The sequence below is a fragment of the Mesorhizobium waitakense genome (genome assembly GCF_056431085.1).
This window is the reverse complement of sequence record NZ_JBWKME010000115.1, coordinates 1-16,051: the sequence shown is the minus strand read 5'-3', so window position 1 is coordinate 16,051 and position 16,051 is coordinate 1. Positions and strand designations below refer to the sequence as shown.

The 16,051-nt window shown below is 61.3% G+C and carries 18 protein-coding genes and 3 tRNA genes; 11 read left to right on the top strand and 10 right to left on the bottom strand.

Features of this window, described 5'->3' with window-relative positions:
• Window positions 1–70: 70 nt before the first annotated feature.
• Window positions 71–637: a DUF2569 family protein gene (locus AC07FD_RS24565; RefSeq protein ID WP_478351952.1), complete on the top strand. Its 567-nt coding sequence runs from the start codon at window positions 71–73 to the stop codon at window positions 635–637.
• Window positions 638–793: 156 nt separating this feature from the next.
• On the opposite strand, the gene AC07FD_RS24560 is transcribed toward AC07FD_RS24565, so the two are convergent.
• Together AC07FD_RS24560 and AC07FD_RS24555 are read right to left on the bottom strand one after the other, a co-directional pair.
• Entirely contained in the window at window positions 794–1,336 is a 543-nt protein-coding gene (locus AC07FD_RS24560) for a hypothetical protein (RefSeq protein ID WP_478351951.1), read from the bottom strand.
• Window positions 1,337–1,458: 122 nt separating this feature from the next.
• Window positions 1,459–1,534: transfer RNA gene (locus AC07FD_RS24555), tRNA-Thr, on the bottom strand.
• Between the two features lie 538 nt (window positions 1,535–2,072).
• Here AC07FD_RS24555 and AC07FD_RS24550 point away from each other — a divergent pair.
• The 3 genes from AC07FD_RS24550 (at window position 2,073) to AC07FD_RS24540 (ending at window position 3,221) form a co-directional block, all read left to right on the top strand.
• A complete protein-coding gene (locus AC07FD_RS24550) occupies window positions 2,073–2,264 on the top strand; it encodes a hypothetical protein (RefSeq protein ID WP_095090675.1) in 192 nt (63 codons plus the stop codon).
• Window positions 2,265–2,522: 258 nt separating this feature from the next.
• On the top strand, window positions 2,523–2,825 hold the full coding sequence (locus AC07FD_RS24545) for a BA14K family protein (RefSeq protein ID WP_478351950.1): 303 nt from the start codon (window positions 2,523–2,525) through the stop codon (window positions 2,823–2,825).
• Between the two features lie 153 nt (window positions 2,826–2,978).
• A complete protein-coding gene (locus tag AC07FD_RS24540) occupies window positions 2,979–3,221 on the top strand; it encodes a hypothetical protein (RefSeq protein WP_478351949.1) in 243 nt (80 codons plus the stop codon).
• 16 nt (window positions 3,222–3,237) lie between these two features.
• On the opposite strand, the gene bhcR is transcribed toward AC07FD_RS24540, so the two are convergent.
• Window positions 3,238–4,059: an HTH-type transcriptional regulator BhcR gene (gene bhcR, locus AC07FD_RS24535; protein ID WP_095091670.1), complete on the bottom strand. Its 822-nt coding sequence runs from the start codon at window positions 4,057–4,059 to the stop codon at window positions 3,238–3,240.
• A 212-nt stretch (window positions 4,060–4,271) separates the two neighbouring features.
• Here bhcR and gcl point away from each other — a divergent pair, with 212 nt between their 5' ends.
• The 3 genes from gcl (at window position 4,272) to AC07FD_RS24520 (ending at window position 7,903) form a co-directional block, all read left to right on the top strand.
• Entirely contained in the window at window positions 4,272–6,053 is a 1,782-nt protein-coding gene (gcl, locus tag AC07FD_RS24530; protein WP_478351948.1) for a glyoxylate carboligase, read from the top strand.
• Window positions 6,054–6,077: 24 nt separating this feature from the next.
• Entirely contained in the window at window positions 6,078–6,875 is a 798-nt protein-coding gene (gene otnI / locus AC07FD_RS24525) for a 2-oxo-tetronate isomerase (protein ID WP_478351947.1), read from the top strand.
• 92 nt (window positions 6,876–6,967) lie between these two features.
• Window positions 6,968–7,903, top strand: a complete 936-nt coding sequence (locus AC07FD_RS24520) for a 2-hydroxy-3-oxopropionate reductase (protein ID WP_478352009.1) — start codon at window positions 6,968–6,970, stop codon at window positions 7,901–7,903.
• Window positions 7,904–8,018: 115 nt separating this feature from the next.
• Here AC07FD_RS24520 and AC07FD_RS24515 read toward each other — a convergent pair whose 3' ends face one another.
• Window positions 8,019–8,867, bottom strand: coding sequence for a TrmH family RNA methyltransferase (locus tag AC07FD_RS24515; protein WP_478351946.1), 849 nt, complete (start codon window positions 8,865–8,867; stop codon window positions 8,019–8,021).
• A 199-nt stretch (window positions 8,868–9,066) separates the two neighbouring features.
• Here AC07FD_RS24515 and AC07FD_RS24510 point away from each other — a divergent pair.
• The 3 genes from AC07FD_RS24510 to AC07FD_RS24500 all read left to right on the top strand — a co-directional run bounded on the left by AC07FD_RS24510 (window position 9,067) and on the right by AC07FD_RS24500 (window position 12,073).
• Window positions 9,067–9,151: transfer RNA gene (locus AC07FD_RS24510), tRNA-Tyr, on the top strand.
• Between the two features lie 89 nt (window positions 9,152–9,240).
• Window positions 9,241–9,314 (top strand) — tRNA-Gly (locus tag AC07FD_RS24505).
• A 581-nt stretch (window positions 9,315–9,895) separates the two neighbouring features.
• Window positions 9,896–12,073: a tetratricopeptide repeat protein gene (locus AC07FD_RS24500; RefSeq protein WP_478351945.1), complete on the top strand. Its 2,178-nt coding sequence runs from the start codon at window positions 9,896–9,898 to the stop codon at window positions 12,071–12,073.
• Window positions 12,074–12,084: 11 nt separating this feature from the next.
• Here the strand turns inward: AC07FD_RS24500 and AC07FD_RS24495 are convergent, their stop codons facing one another.
• The 3 genes from AC07FD_RS24495 to AC07FD_RS24485 all read right to left on the bottom strand — a co-directional run bounded on the left by AC07FD_RS24495 (window position 12,085) and on the right by AC07FD_RS24485 (window position 14,052).
• A complete protein-coding gene (locus AC07FD_RS24495) occupies window positions 12,085–12,594 on the bottom strand; it encodes a YHS domain-containing (seleno)protein (RefSeq protein ID WP_478351944.1) in 510 nt (169 codons plus the stop codon).
• A gap of 6 nt (window positions 12,595–12,600) precedes the next feature.
• On the bottom strand, window positions 12,601–13,191 hold the full coding sequence (locus AC07FD_RS24490; protein ID WP_478351943.1) for an ankyrin repeat domain-containing protein: 591 nt from the start codon (window positions 13,189–13,191) through the stop codon (window positions 12,601–12,603).
• 396 nt (window positions 13,192–13,587) lie between these two features.
• Window positions 13,588–14,052: a YidB family protein gene (locus tag AC07FD_RS24485; protein WP_478351942.1), complete on the bottom strand. Its 465-nt coding sequence runs from the start codon at window positions 14,050–14,052 to the stop codon at window positions 13,588–13,590.
• A 130-nt stretch (window positions 14,053–14,182) separates the two neighbouring features.
• Between AC07FD_RS24485 and AC07FD_RS24480 the strand changes: the two genes are divergently transcribed.
• Window positions 14,183–14,437, top strand: coding sequence for a GlsB/YeaQ/YmgE family stress response membrane protein (locus AC07FD_RS24480; protein ID WP_095091667.1), 255 nt, complete (start codon window positions 14,183–14,185; stop codon window positions 14,435–14,437).
• Between the two features lie 111 nt (window positions 14,438–14,548).
• On the opposite strand, the gene AC07FD_RS24475 is transcribed toward AC07FD_RS24480, so the two are convergent.
• The 3 genes from AC07FD_RS24475 to AC07FD_RS24465 all read right to left on the bottom strand — a co-directional run.
• Window positions 14,549–14,686: a hypothetical protein gene (locus AC07FD_RS24475; protein WP_164548697.1), complete on the bottom strand. Its 138-nt coding sequence runs from the start codon at window positions 14,684–14,686 to the stop codon at window positions 14,549–14,551.
• A 148-nt stretch (window positions 14,687–14,834) separates the two neighbouring features.
• Window positions 14,835–15,707, bottom strand: a complete 873-nt coding sequence (locus tag AC07FD_RS24470) for a DMT family transporter (protein ID WP_478351941.1) — start codon at window positions 15,705–15,707, stop codon at window positions 14,835–14,837.
• A 146-nt stretch (window positions 15,708–15,853) separates the two neighbouring features.
• On the bottom strand, window positions 15,854–16,051 hold a 198-nt coding region (locus tag AC07FD_RS24465; RefSeq protein ID WP_478351940.1), incomplete at its 5' end, for a hypothetical protein.

Sequence of the window (16,051 nt, the reverse complement as noted above, 5' to 3'; positions counted from 1 at the left end):
GCCTCAGCCCCTCTTGAGTCGAATCTAAAATCTGCTACAACCCATGAGTGTATTTCTAGGGGAGGGGTGAATGCAGTTTTCCATCTGGCATTGGGCAATACTTCTGTTGTTGATCGGAGTGCCCGTCTTCTTTGCGGTTCGATCTGCCTACAAGCCCGTCCAGAATCCGGCGGAGCTCGTCGGAATTGGAGGGTGGCTGATGCTTCTCGCGATTGGTCAGGCCATGGCTCCATTGCGTACGCTCGCCACATTGGGTTCCTCGAGCGATGGTTACAACCAGCTCATGCTGGTGCCGAACGGACCCGTGGTGGTCTACGGCGAGCTTGGGCTGGTGCTGGCATTTCTGGTGCTTCAAGTGGTCGTGCTCGTTGCCATGTTGAGGCGGAGCACTTGGTTCAAGCAGCTCTTCCTAACCCAATGGGCTGCAATTCCGGTGGTATTCATCCTGGACGCGATCTGGGTTTCCACGGTTTTCGGCGTCCCGGTTGGGCAAGTGGTCACCGGAGAGGCGCTTGCTACGTCCATAACCTCGTTTGTCCTGGTCGGACTCTGGGTCGCCTACGTCTACAGATCGGTCAGGGTGCGCAACACGTTCACCAGAGTGAAAGCATCCGCCCAGGTCGCGAACGCGACATAGAAGCGGGGCAATTCGAATATTTTGGAGCGCGAGCGCTCTCGGTCATTCCTGAAACCGCTCGCTGATCCCGTCGCAAAATGCTAGCATAAGCAGCAGTCAACCCGTGCCGCCATTTCATCAATGCTTAGAATTTCAGGAACTCTTCTCCATGGCGGGTCAACCCGTGCGCCGGTTGAGGTTCGTCCCGATTTTGGCGGCGGCCATATTCGACACGGTGTTCAACGGCCGAGCCTCGAAACATGGGAACGTGTCTCGCCGCCGACGACCCTTGCGGGCCTTATTCGTGAACTCCAGCGCCAATTTCCCCACATGGCCATACATGCTACCGGCGGAGTGCGGACAGTCCGCCGCCAGGCTGAGTTGATGGCGAAGCGGCGGCTTTCGAACCGGGCGCAGTTCCTGAGGGTATATCGTCAAGCCCAGCATATTACCGAGATGGATGCGTGGGTCGTTCAACATCCTCGCGCTACCCGATCGCAAACCACCGAGGCGTTCGAACAGATAATACACCGCGCCCGCGGACGCGGGGCTACGGTTAGCAACCATCTGGATGACCGCGCCCGCGATATTTCCATTCCACATGGAAATCCTCACGAGCAAGCCGAAGTGCAGCGCGCGCTGCAAAATTGGGGTGCACACGTCATCCTGGAAGGAGATGCAACCGGCGGGCCGCATTGGCACGTGGACTACACGCCACAAGTCGGGCCACCAATGGGGCGCAGGCCTTGATCGAGGTGCTGCTGCAAGAACGGCGGCCCAAAGCGCTGAAAAATGCCTAAGGCTCTGAAATTATTAAATGAATTGACATGTTGCCAGGAAGCTGGTGCCCCCGGACGGAATCGAACCGCCGACCTTCGGTTTACAAAACCGCTGCTCTACCAGCTGAGCTACAAGGGCACGGCGCTCCGGTTAGCATATTTGTTGCGCCAGTAAAGACAAAACTCCATTTTCGGTTACCCGGCATCGAGTGGACCGCCGGGGAGGGGCATCCTGAAAACCGCCAAATCGCTTCCTACATATCTGGCAGGTGCAATCGCTTCGAGTAGGGGTGTCGCATGATCAGGTTTGTCATCATTCTCCCCATAATCTTGGTAGTCTGGATGCTGCTGGTGAAAATCATCAGCGATGTGAAGAAGGCCAATGTCGACTGGACTGGCGTCACCACCATCATCGGCTTCATCGCACTCGCCTTCTGGCTTCGCCATGTCACCGGCATGGGGTGAGCGGTAGGGAGTAGCGAATAGGGAATAGCGAATAGCGAATAGTCCAGGTGGCGAGTGCGGCTCTTTCGCTACTCGCTACTCGCTATTCGCTATTCACTCGTCTTCCGGCGCCGCCGAAAAATCTCCGAAACCTTTCGAACCATTTGCCGCACCGCGCCGACTGATGGTCAGAGGCGAATGGGTCGCCTCGATCAAGGATCCAGGAGATCATCATGTTCAAGCGCACTCTTACGTCAGGCCTCGTTGCCATTTTCGTCGCCACCGGCGCGCTCGCCGGCACGGTCGGCACGTCGTCAGCCCATGGCATGCATCACCACCATCACTACAGGCATTTCGAGCATTGGTGGTGGCACCACAACCATCATCATCACCACCACCATGGCCGGGTGATCATTTTCCTTTGATGGAGGGACCCAATTCCCCAAAGGGCGGCTTCGGCCGCCCTTTTTGCGTCATGTGCCAGGTTGCTGAGCCCCCGGCCTCGACACCAAGGTCCAGACTTCCGTCGATACGCGGAGGCATCGCGCCGGCAGGCCTCCACACTGGTTGATTTCTGCGGCTCCAGGAAAATCGAAAAAAGTTTCGAACCTTTCTCCTTGCCGTCACGACAGATGATCAAGAGGCGGATGGATCGCCTCGTTCAACGAAGCAAGGAGATCATCATGTTCACGCGCACACTCGTTTCCGGCCTCATCGCCACCACCGTCGCCGCCACCATGCTGGTCGGCACCGTCCAGCCCTCGGCCGCGCATTCGCATCACCACGACCTCGGCATCGGCATCGCCGCCGGCGTTGGCGGCTTTGTCCTGGGCACCCTGCTCGCCCAGCAGCCCCGCACCGTCTATGTCGACGAAGACGGCGGCTCGTGGCACGTCCGCCGCTGCTTCGACCGCTACGCAAGCTACGATGCGGACTCCGACACCTATGTCGGCTACGACGGCTACCGTCACTACTGCCGGCTCTGAGAGGAGGTGGCGTCTCAATCAACTGCAGGAGGGGCGCCCCCGCCGCCCCTCTTTTTGCTGTTCGCAAGATGTTCGGGGGGAGGGGGATGGGATCGGGTCCCGGCCGGGTACCGAGGCCTTGATTTCGAGACATTGCGGCGAGACAACGATCCGATGAAGAAAGCAATTTATGCCGTTCTCGCCATCGCCACGGGAGCCGGCGCACTGCTTTTCGCGCTGGCCTGGCATGACCGCTACTGGTTGTGGCGGGATTGCTTCAACGAACTTGGCCGCTGCTACAATTCCGAAAGCGGCGAGGTTTTTCTTGAACAGGCCGGGCTGGTGTGGGGCATGTTCGCCGTCGGCTGTCTGCTTGCTTGCCTGTTCTTTGCCCGATTGGCCTACTCGCGGAGTTGAGCCTCCCCGCGCCGCATCAGGCTGAGAGAGCGCCGCCGATCATCCTGGTCACCTCGGCCGCGGCATCGCGCACCAAAGGGCCGATCTCGGCCAGCCGTTCCGGCGTCACCCGCACGGTCGGCCCCGACACCGAGACACCACCGATCGGCTCGCCGAATTCATTGAAGATGGCGGCTGCCACGCAACGCATGCCGGGGTGCCGCTCCTCGTCGTCCACCGACCAGCCACGCCGTTTGATCGTTGCCAGGTCATGGGCAAGGGCGGAAATGTCGGAAAGGGTCCTGTCGGTGAAGCGCTGCAGTCCAGCCTTGCGCAGGATGGTGCCGACACGCTCCGGCTCGAGATGCGCCAGCACTGCCTTGCCGATGCCGGACGCATGGAACGGGCTGCGCGTGCCCGGCCGGAAGAAGGCGCGGATCGCCTGGTGCGTCTCGACCTGACTGACAAAGACCACGCAATCATCCTCGGCAACGCCGAGATTGGCGGTCTCGCCGGTCCTTTCCATCAACTCCTGCATGACGATACGGGCGCGGTCGACCAGCTTGCGGCGACGCAGGAACGCCGCGCCCATGCGGTAGGTCTCGACGCCGATCGACCACAGCTGGTCGCTGGTGTCGAATTCGACCATGCCATGGTTTTCGAGCGTCGTCAGCATGCGGTAGGCGGTGGAGGCGGCAAGGCCGCTTTGCGCTGATATCTCGCTTAGGGACAGGCCGCTGCCTTCGGCGACAATGGCCAGGATGCGCAGTGCGCGGTCGAGCGACTGCACCGAAGTCGGCTCGGATGGCCCGTTGAAGGCGCGCGGCCGACCGCGCTGGCGTTTCTCGGTGGTTTCCATGGCCGCATTGTCTGCAATTTGGCGCGAGAGGCAATGAAAAAGTTTTTCATTGTGTGGGGGCATGAAATCGGTGGAAAACGAAAAGCCGTTCAAATTCATCGGCTAATCGCCGTTTCTTAAAAATGAAAAAATATTCTGAAAAAATTGAAAAATGGCTGGCTTGATGACATTCTCAGCTATCCAACAATGACAACCCTGTGGAGGGCCGGAAAATGGCCAGGATGCGCGCTGTCGATGCTGCGGTTCTCGTTCTCGAAAAGGAAGGTATTTTCTGCGCTTTCGGCGTGCCGGGCGCGGCGATCAACCCGTTCTATTCGGCCCTGAAGGCGAGGGGAACGATCCGCCATGTCCTGGCCCGCCACGTCGAGGGCGCCTCGCATATGGCGGAAGGTTTTACCCGCGCCAAGGCTGGCAATATTGGGCTGTGCATCGGCACATCGGGCCCGGCCGGCACCGATATGATCACCGGGCTTTATTCGGCCGCGGCGGATTCCATCCCGATCCTGTGCATCACCGGCCAGGCGCCGCGTGCGCGGCTGAACAAGGAGGACTTCCAGGCCGTCGACATCGCCGCCATCGCCGCACCGGTCGCCAAATGGGCGGTCACCGTCATGGAGCCCTATCTGGTGCCGATGACGCTGCAGAAGGCGTTCCACCTGATGCGCTCCTCGCGGCCGGGGCCGGTGCTGATCGACCTGCCGGTCGATGTGCAACTGGCCGAGATCGAGTTCGACATCGATGCCTATGAGCCGTTGACGCCGTTCAAGCCGGCAATGACGCGCGCGCAGGCTGAAAAGGCGCTGGCGATGCTCAACGCGGCCGAAAAGCCGCTGATCGTCGCCGGCGGCGGCATCATCAACGCCGATGCATCGGATCTGCTCATCGAATTCGCCGAGATTTCAGGCGTGCCGGTCATCCCTACCTTGATGGGCTGGGGCGCCATCCCCGACGACCACCGGCTGATGGCCGGCATGTGCGGGCTGCAGACGTCGCACCGCTACGGCAATGCGACGATGCTGGAGGCAGACTTCGTCTTCGGCATCGGCAACCGCTGGGCCAATCGCCACACCGGCTCGGTCGACGTCTACACCAAGGGCAAGAAATTCATCCATGTCGACATCGAACCCACTCAGATCGGCCGTGTTTTCGCGCCGGATCTCGGCGTCGTCTCGGATGCGGGCGCGGCGCTGAAGGTGCTGCTCGACGTCGCCACCGAGTGGAAGACGGCGGGCAAGCTGCGCGACTGGTCGGGCTGGGCGAAGGAATGCCAGGGCCGCAAGAAGACCATGAAGCGCAAGACGCATTTCGACCAGGTGCCGCTGAAGCCGCAGCGTGTCTACGAGGAGATGAACAAGGCGTTCGGCCGCGATGTCACCTATGTCACCACGATCGGCCTGTCGCAGATCGCCGGCGCGCAGTTCCTGCATGTCTACAAGCCGCGCAACTGGATCAATTGCGGCCAGGCCGGCCCGCTCGGCTGGACCTTGCCGGCAGCCCTTGGCGTTCGCGCCGCCGATCCCGACCGCACCATCGTGGCGCTGTCGGGCGACTATGATTTCCAGTTCATGATCGAGGAACTGGCGGTCGGTGCGCAGCACAAGCTGCCCTATCTCCATGTCGTGGTGAACAACGCCTATCTCGGACTGATCCGCCAGGCGCAGCGCGGCTTCTCGATGGATTTCGAGGTCAATCTCGCCTTCGAGAACATCAACCGCTCAGGCGATCCCGAGGCCGGCTATGGCGTCGACCATGTTGCCGTTGCCGAGGCGATGGGCTGCAAGGCTGTCAGGGTGCGCAAGCCCGAGGAATTCGCCGCCGCTTTCAAGGAAGCGCAGCGGCTGATGAAGGAGCACCAGGTTCCGGTCGTGCTCGAATTCATCCTCGAGCGTGTCACCAACATCTCCATGGGCACCGAGATCGACAAGATCACCGAATTCGAGGACCTTGCCGAACATCAGGAAGACGCGCCGACGGCGATCGTGATGCTGGATTAGATCAGCGGAAAAGGAGAAAAAGAAATGCCGCGTTTCTCAGCCAATCTTTCCATGCTCTTTGGCGAGCATGAGTTCCTCGACCGTTTTGACGCAGCTGCCCGCGCGGGCTTCAAGGGCGTCGAATATATCGGCCCCTACGATCACGCGCCCGAGGTAGTCGCCGCCCGGCTAAAGAAAAACGGCCTGACGCAGGTACTGTTCAATCTGCCGCTGGGCGACTGGGGCAAGGGCGAGCGAGGCATTGCCGTGCTGCCGGATCGCGTGCCGGAATTCCGCCAGGGCATCGCCAAGGCGATCACCTACGCGCAGGCGCTCGGCTGCCAGCAGGTCAATTGCCTTGCCGGCGTCGCGCCCGCGGGCGCCGACCGCAAGGTGCTGGAGGATGTCTTCGCCGAAAACCTGGCCTTTGCGGCGGAGAAACTGGAGCAGGCCGGCATTCGGCTGCTGATCGAGCCGATCAACACGCTCGATATCCCCGGCTTCTTCCTCAACTATTCCGACCAGGCGCTGGCGCTGATCGACCGTATCGGTTCGAAGAACCTGTTCCTGCAATACGACATCTATCACATGCAGATCATGGAGGGGGATCTCGCCCGTACCATCGAGGCAAACCTCGGCCGCATTGCGCATATCCAGCTTGCGGACAATCCCGGCCGTCACGAGCCGGGGACGGGCGAGATCAACTATCCCTTCCTCTACGAGCATATCGACCGCATCGGCTATTCCGGCTGGATCGGCGCGGAATACAAGCCAAAGGCCGGCACGGAGGCTGGGCTGGATTGGTTCAGGGAACTGGCCGGACAGGGAAGTGCGGCGGCTTAGCTGCCGACGCTTAAGCTGCCAATCTCCCCACCCGTGAGGGAGATGGCCGGCAGGCCAGAGGGGGCGCGAAGGAACGCAGCCTCGACAAAGACATACGACGGAGGACCACAATGGAAACCATCGGCTTCATCGGTCTCGGCATCATGGGCGCGCCGATGGCGGGGCATCTGCTGGATGCGGGTTATACGGTCATTGCCAGCGACCATCGATCGAAGCCGCCGGCTGACCTCGTAGCCAAGGGACTGAAATCAGTCTCCGGCCATGCCGCCGTGGCCAAGGCGGCCGATATCATCATCACCATGGTGCCTGACACCCCACAGGTCGCCGATGTGCTGTTCGGCGACAACGGCGTCGCGTCTGGCCTGACCAAGGGCAAGCTGGTGATCGACATGAGCTCGATCTCGCCGATCGAGACCAAGGTGTTTGCGAAAAAGATCAACGAACTCGGCTGCGACTATCTCGACGCGCCGGTTTCGGGCGGCGAAGTCGGCGCCAAGGCGGCGTCGCTGACCATCATGGTCGGCGGCGAGGACAAGGCGTTCGAGCGCGCCAGGCCCGTGTTCGAGAAAATGGGCAAGAACATCACCCTGGTCGGGCCGAACGGCGTCGGCCAGACGACCAAGGTGGCCAACCAGATCGTCGTCGCGCTGACCATTGAAGCCGTCGCCGAAGCACTTGTTTTTGCATCGAAAGCCGGCGCCGATCCGGCCAAGGTCAGGCAGGCGTTGATGGGTGGACTGGCGGCCTCGCGCATTCTCGAAGTGCATGGCGAGCGCATGGTCAAGCGCACCTTTGCACCGGGCTTCCGCATCGAGTTGCACCAGAAGGATCTCAACCTGGCACTGGAAGGGGCAAAGGCACTCGGCGTGTCGCTGCCCAACACCTCGACCACGCAGCAGCTGTTCAATTCCTGCGCCGCCAATAGCGGCGCCAAGGAGGATCACTCGGCGCTGGTCAGGGCGCTGGAGCGGATGGCCAATTTCGAGGTTGGCGGCAAGGCCGCCGGGGTCAAAGGCAAAGCGGCATAGGTCAGGGAGAGGGCGGCGCAACGTTCCCAAGCCGCCAACTCGGGCCTGTCGAAGAACGGGCTCCTGCGTCCGTCGCTGGAGCCCGTTTCGCATTTCGAGATGTCTGGCGTGAGGCTCAACCGCGCTTCAAAAATGCCCGCGCCGCATAGAGACTGATCGCCGCGGCGTTCGACACATTGAGCGAACGGATGGCGCCGGGCATGTCGAGCCGCGCCAGCGTCGTCACCGTCTCGCGCGTCTTCTGGCGCAGGCCCTTGCCCTCGGCGCCGAGCACCAGCGCTATTCTGTCACCGGCAAAACTCGTTTCGAGTTCCGCCGGCCCGTCCGAATCGAGACCGATGGTCTGGAACCCGGCCTCGTGCAACTGGCCGAGCGCGTCGGCCAGGTTCTTCACCTCGATCTGGTCGATATGCTCCAGCGCGCCGGAGGCCGATTTCGCCAGCACGCCCGATTCCTGCGGGCTGTAGCGTGCCGTGGTGATGAGCGCGCCGGCGCCAAAGGCGACCGCCGAGCGCAGGATGGCGCCGACATTGTGCGGATCTGTGACCTGGTCGAGCACCAGCACCAGCCTGGCATCGCCAAGTGCATCAAGCCGCTTCGGCTTCAGCGGTTCGGCCTCGATCAGCACGCCCTGGTGCACGGCGTCCGAGCCGGTGATCTTGTCGATGTCCCTTGGTTCGACCAGTTCCGCCTTGAAGGGCAGGGCGGCGATATCGGCGATTTCCAGGCGCTCGGCCGCATTGCGCGTGACCAGCATCTTTCTGATCTTGCGGCGCGGATTGTCGAGTGCCGCCCGCACCGTGTGCAGGCCATAGAGCCGCACCAGGCCGTCCGCGGCATGTTCGCCCGGCGGAACCGGCTGCCGGGGCCTGAACGCCGGCGCGCCGCCGCTTTTCTCGTCGCGATAGGCGCGGCGCAGCTTGGCGTAATGGGTGTCTTTGGGGGTGTTGGTTTTGTCGCTCATGGCCGGCTTCTATAGCCGTCTCCTCAGGCCAAGGATATGGCTCGTCGCCGCAGCCGGCGAACAACATCGAAAAACGCCGGTTGCGCGGTTGACACCCAATGGCCTTGCCGCCATAAGGCGCTTCGCTGGTTTCGGAGAAGACCTTAACTCGGGTCCGGATTGGCGTGAATGCCTCGTTGCATGGCTCCGGCGGCAGACTGGAGAGGTGCCCGAGTGGTTAAAGGGGACGGACTGTAAATCCGTTGGCTTAGCCTACGTTGGTTCGAATCCAACCCTCTCCACCACTGCCGGCCCGGAAGCCCTGAAACGCGAAAGCATCGGACCGAAAAGTGCATGGCGCTTTTCGGGGGAATCCGGTACTTCAGTGCAAGGCGCGGGTATAGCTCAGTGGTAGAGCAGCAGCCTTCCAAGCTGAATATGCGGGTTCGATTCCCGCTACCCGCTCCATTAACTGTTTGATATTTATACGAGATTTTTCCTGAGATCGATAGTGTCGTGTCATTGCGCCTGTCAGTACTGCGCTGTTGTTCCTAACGGTCCGCTGCAGATATTCAGCTTGCTGAGCTTACCCTCGACAGAGAGCGGCACTGAAAGGACGTGCGCGAAACGGGTGGAAAGCCGCCTTTCGGCTCATCTGCCAGACCGAGCAAACAGAAGCGGCCATCCGCCTCTAGTTCTCAGATGACCGCAGTGGGCCGGAAGCAGTAGGTCCGCTTGTTGTGTGGGGAAGAGCGATGGCGGACGTTGTACCTTCAAGGTCTGATGTCGTGAGCTGACCCGATCTGGTCATTCCCACCGCATTTCGGCCTCCAAAGCGGACATTCAGCCAAGTCGGCGCTGTTGACCTAAGCGGACATCTTGTCGAAGAGCATTCCGTTCAGAACTCGCGGTTGGAAGGATCGGAGCGTTGCGCATACTGAGTAACCCCGACATCCTCGGGATAGCGGTCGCGCGCACTCGCGTCCGACGCGGGACTAGAATAGGCTGCAGCGAAGCCGCTTGATCGACCGGGGAGGGCGCAGGCAGGTATGGAGCGAAGGCTTACCGCGATACTTGCTGCCGATGTGGTTGGCTACAGCCGCCTCATGGGCGAGGACGAGGTAGGCACGCTCGAACGATTGAAGGGTTGCCGTCGCGAACTGGTCGACCCCGCGATCAAGGAATTCCACGGCCGCATTATCAAGCTCATGGGCGACGGCGCGCTCGTCGAGTTCGCCAGCGTCGTCGATGCCGTCCAGTGCGCTGCCGTGATCCAGCGCCGAATGGCGGAGCGCGATCGGGGCGCCGCCGAAGCGCGGCAGATCCGGTTTCGCATCGGCGTCAATCTCGGCGACGTCATCGTCGAGGGCGATGACATCTATGGCGATGGCGTGAACATTGCCGCGCGCCTGGAGGCAATGGCGGAGCCCGGGGGTATTTGCATCTCGGGCACGGCGTTCGACCACGCGGTGCACAAGGTGGACGTCGGCTTTGCCAGTCTGGGAGAGCAGCGCCTCAAGAATATCGCCGATCCGGTGCGCGCCTATCGACTCTTGCTCGATCCCGCGGCATTGGGAAAGGTCACGGCCGCGCCCCACCGGCCGGGCCTGCGCGTCATGATCCTGGCTGGCGCCGCCGTCCTGACGATTGCCGCGATTGCCGGCATTTTTGCGTGGCAGAAGTTCTCGGTGCCATCGCGGCCATCGGTTGCCGTGCTGCCATTTGCAAACCTCGGCGGCGATCCAGGCCAGGACTATTTCGCTGACGGCATCACCGAAGATCTGATCACCGACCTCACCAAGCTTTCCGGTCTGGACGTCATCGCGCGCAACTCGGTGTTCGCCTACAAGGACAAGCCTGCAGCGCTGGCAGAAGTCGCGCGCGACCTTGGCGTCCGCTTCGTCGTCGAGGGGAGCGTCCGCCGCACCGGCGAGCAAATCCGCCTCAATGCCCAACTCATCGATACGGCAACGGGCGACAATCTGTGGGCCAACCGGTTCGATCGCGGTATGGCCGGCGTGTTTGGCGTCCAGGATGAGATGAGCCGGGAGATCGCCAAGGCGCTCGGCTTGCAACCATCAACGGTGGAAAGCGAGCGGATGGCGCGTCCGCCGACAGAAGATCTAGAGGCCTACGACTACTATCTCAGAGCCGAGCAGGCGGCACGCACCGGCGGACGGGCCGGGTTGCGGGAGTCGCTTCCGCTCTACGACAAGGCGGAGGAGCTCGACCCCACTTTTGCCGAAGCCTTCGCGGCGGATGCAAGCACGACAGTCTATATCTGGCGCGAATCGTTCAACGACATCATGCAGAGCGCGCCCGCGCGCAAGCGCGCCTATGAGAAGGCAAGCCGTGCGCTGCAACTCGACCCGGACCTTTCGTCGCCTTATGCGATTCTTGGCATCATGCAGGTCGTGGATCGCCGCTACGAGGAAGCCATCGCTTCGGCCGAGCGAGCCGTCGCACTCGGCCCCGGCGATGCGGAGACGCAAATAGCTCTGGGATACGTGCAACTGTTCGCCGGCAATCATGCCGAGGCAGCCGCAGCGGTCGAGACAGCGCTCAGGCTCGATCCCAACCTTTCGGCCATCAACCGGCAAATTGCCGGTCTGGTCTTTCTTGTCCAGGGCAGCAACGAGAAGGCGATCGAGGCGCTCGAACGCACGCGAGACGATGCGCCGTCGGTCGGAGATTTCAGAATTACCCTCGCTGCCGCCTACGTCCGCGCCGGCCGCTTGCCGGATGCGAGGGCGGCGATCGCCGAGGGACTAAGTTCCATGTCGACACCGGGGTACGATTCATTGTCGGCATTGCGGCTCAACGGTGTCCAATATCGTAACCCCCGGGATTCGGCTCTCATCATTGACGCGCTGCAGCAGGCGGGCTTGCCCGAATGGCCGTTCGGCTTCATCGCCGACCAACACGACCAGTTGAAGGGAGACGAGATTAACTCCCTTGTCCTTGGCCATACGTTGCAAGGTCAACTTGAGCCCGGTCTTCAGCCAGCCATCCTGCAGGTCGGAAAGGACGGCAAGGCCGCGTTCCGTTCGACGACGCGACTACTCACCGAGACCGTCTTTGTCGATGGCGACCTATTGTGCGAGCAGAGTGAAAATATGTTCGGGCGCCCCGACTGCGGACCTGTCTATAAACGCAGCGACGATGGAGGCGGTGGCTATTCCTTCGTCAACTCAAGCAAGGTATTCCACTTCGCGGTGGTTCAGTAGATGCACGCGTCTCAGTGATACTTGTCGAGCTCCAAATTGGCCGCCACCTTCGGCCAGTTGGCATCGGCTTTCGGTATATTTTCAGCTGCATGCGCGGCGAAGTGGTCCGCATTGCCGACGTCGTAGATCAGGTAGAGCTTGCCGTCGATAATCTTGAATGCTTCCGGATCGACATTGATCGTGACCCCTCCGCCCACGACTTCGGCAGCACAGTAGCCGCCATACTGAGGAGCGTACTTGACCGGTTCGCTCATGAACATTTCCAAGTGTTTCTTGCTGGCGAAATGCCAGGGTGTCCCCAGCCAGTCATAAGTGAACTCTTCGGATCCCTTCACGGCCTTGCCGTCAGTGAAGTAAGCGACCGTGTCGTAGCCCATGATCGCCACACCGCCGAAATAGCCGGTGTTTACCGAATCGTCGGCACAGGCCGATCCCGCGCCGGCGACCGCAGCTATCGCGACCAGGGCAACCGCCCCCAAATTCCGAACCAGTCGTGACTTATTCATCGTGCTCATCTGCATCCTCCGTTAATCGTGGATTTCGGCGCACTTCGCCGCGTCCGCTTCGCCAAGGATCTTAGCTTGGCAAGTAGCACCATGGCGTTTGAACAGTCGTATGATATCAGTGTTGCCCTTCCAGAATGCGCGCGTTGTCGGCATGTAGCCATGGCCCTCGGGATGGTTCACATCGGCACCTTTCGCAATAAGGAATTCGGCCAGTTCAACGTGGTTTTCCTCGCCGGCCACCAACAACGGCGTAGCACCCGCCTTGTTGGCGGAATCGTCGAGCACCGCGCCTTTTTCCAGCAGCAGCTTGGCGATCGGCAGGCTGCCCGAGAAGGCCGCCGCATGAAGTGGGGTGAAGCCGCCCGAGTTGCGCGCCATGACGTCGGCACTCTTGCCCAGCAGGAATTCAGCGATTTCCGGCTGGTTGTCGAGTGCTGCAGCTATGAGAAGGGTTGCTTGGTCGCGTGCCCGGGTGTCAACGTCGGCGCCACTCGCGAGAGCTTGCTCGACACCCACTTTGTCGCCGGCAGCTATGGCGTCGAACAACAAGTCGCCCGCCGCTGCATTGGTCGCGACAAGCGCCAATACGACAAGTATCAGCAGTCCACGCATCAGTATCGATATCACGCGCGAGGATAGCGTACAAGTTCGGGACGACAGTGCTCCGCATTGTGGCAGTTCGACGTTGCCGGGAAAAATGAAATGTCCGCTTGGGATTGCGCCACGAACGACCAGACTTGGCGCAAAGCTGTCTGTTGCCTCTGCTCCATCGATGTCCGCTTTTGGTGAATGGACGGGACCGTCGTAGTGCCCGAGATGCGGCGCAAAGCGATCATGTGCATCTTCGCCTGCGAGAGTCTGCTCCGGGTCAAAAATCGGTCCTTCAGGGTGACGGTTTGACCTTGGAGTGTTCACCCAGACAGACCTTCGTCCGCACGATCTCCAAGTCGAAACACCGCGCGGCAAGCCGCGCAGCGCTCCTCCACTGTGTAGATGTCTGCGCCCGCGCTAGCTGTTGAACGCGGACGCAACCTGATGCTGCTGCGGCACCTGGCCGTTCGGCGTCAGCTTGTCGATGACGCCGGGCAGGGCCGTGGACAGCTGCTTGAGCAGTTCCTGCTCGTCCATCCCCGTCCGCTGCGCGATCTCGTGAATGACCTGCGGCCCCAGCGCGGCGCCGAGATCATTGGCGTTGATCGACTGGTTCTGCCCTGTGCCGACCCATGAGTCGGCGACATTGCCGTGGCCGGCATCCCTGAGCTTGTCGAGCAGGCCGCCCAATCCGCCGAGCAGGCCGCCGTCGGCGGAGGTCGTTCCGGTGGGAGCAGGTCCGGTCGGGGCCGGGGTCTCGCTCTGGTCCGGTTGTTCGGCACTTCTGCCGCTCAGCATTTTTCCGACCAGCAGCGCGCCAAGCGCGATCATCAGCGGTTTGGTGATGTTGCCGCCGGGAACGGCGTTGTCAAAAAGTCCCATAGTGGATCCTCCATAACGACCAGCCCAACCCCACCTCAACAATGGGGCATGCGGGCGGAATTTCAAGCTGGCTTGAGCTTTTGACAATCCTATGAAAATGTTTGGCTGGCGGGTGGATGGAGAGGAAAAAATGTCAATCATCAGCTGGATCATACTCGGCGTCATCGCCGGCTTCCTGGGCAGCAAGATCGTCAACAAGAGCGGCCAGGGCATTTTGATGGACATCGTGCTCGGCATCGTCGGCGCCATTGTCGGCGGCCTGATCTTCAGCGCCTTCGGTGCGTCGGGCGTCACCGGCCTCAACATCTACAGCCTGATCGTTGCCGTGATCGGCGCGGTGGTCGTGTTGTGGGCCTACCACCAGTTCAGCGGAGGACGGGCGTAAAGTGGTAGAGCGGTCTGCGTTTCCGTGAAACGATGAACCGCTCCAGGGGCCGACCGGATCGTCTGAAATTTCGAATTTCTGCTGAGCACCAGCTTCGGGCCGGTACGCGACCTATGGCATCAGCACTGCGTCGGCTGCGGCGAAAAAGATCAGCGTTCCCGCGATGAACACCGCCCAGCCGACAAGCGACTTGCGGATGGCGGCTTTGTGTTCGGCGTCGGAGTTCTTGTTCTGGTCAAAATCCGTCATGGGGAAACTCCCTTGGCTGATTGATCATGGCGTCTTGGATTGGGCGGTCTTCGCCGATTAGACGATCTTTTTCGGCTCGGCAACAGCGCGCTGAAAGACGCAGGTGAGCGTCCGCTTGGCCTGCTTGGGTAGGGCTAGGCGACGACCGTCAGCCGGCGCTTGCGCTGGTCCAGCGAGACGATGGCAAGTCCGCTGCCCACCACCAGCAGGATGCCGCAAACAGCGAGCGCGTTCGGAAATTGCCCGAACACCAACAGGCCCGAAATGACCGCCAGACGGTGAAGCAATAGTAGAACGGCGCTACCGCACTGGTCGGCCCGACGCGGTAGGCCATGAAGATGAAGAAGTGGCCGAAGATCAGGAAAAATCCGGCGCCTGCCATCAGCAGCAGATGGCGCGCCTCGGGCATGACCCAGCGTTCGGAAACCAGATGCGCGGCACCGGAGCCGATCAGCACCACCACGACGGCGGAGATCGCCACGATCATCCCCGGCACCTCGGCCGTAACCCGCCTGCCGGCAAGGTCGCGTGCCGCCGACAGCGTCGCGTTGCCGAGCGCCAGCAAGGCGTAGACCGAAATGCCTTGCATGGTCGGTTGCGCCACCATCAGCGCGCCGATGAAGCCGAGCCCGATCAGCGCCATGCGCTGGCCGCCGATCCGCTCGCCGAACAGGATCGAGGAGCCGACCAGCATCAACAGCGGCGTGATCTGACCGAGCGCCGTCGAATCTGCGATCTGCATGTTGGCGAGCGCCACCACGTAGCAGAGGATCGCCGCCAGCTCGAGCAGGTTCCTGCGCAGCACGTGCCTGTCGAAGATCAGCGGAATCTGCTTGCCGTAGCCCAGCGCGAACAACAGCGGGAAACCCCAGAGCGTTGCCGCCGCACCGCGCAGAAACAGCACTTCGTAGGACGGCAGGCCCGACGTCGCGAGTTTCATCATCGTATCGTTGACGAGATACGACCCGGTCGAGACGATCATGAACAGGGGGCCGCGGATGGCGGTCGGGATGAAATGCATCCGGCGAAGAAATCAGACCTCGATGACGACCGCAATGGGCCATGAACCGTCGGTGAATCAGACACGGATGGCAGGCAAGACAGCGCCGTGGCGGCTTCGATCGATCCGCCTGCCACCCATTTCATTTCGTCTCGCCCCTTCCTATATCAGCGCCACATCCCCGCAATCGGATCAATGGTTCGGACTGAGTGAGACGGCACCCGGCCAAAAGACGCTTGTGTTTTTTGGCCTTTGTCGCTAATCGCCCCGCATTCGACTGAACTGAAGGTCCAGGCCGTCCAAGGAAAGAGACTATGGCAAAAGGTAAATTCGAGCGTAACAAGCCTCATGTGAACATCGGCACG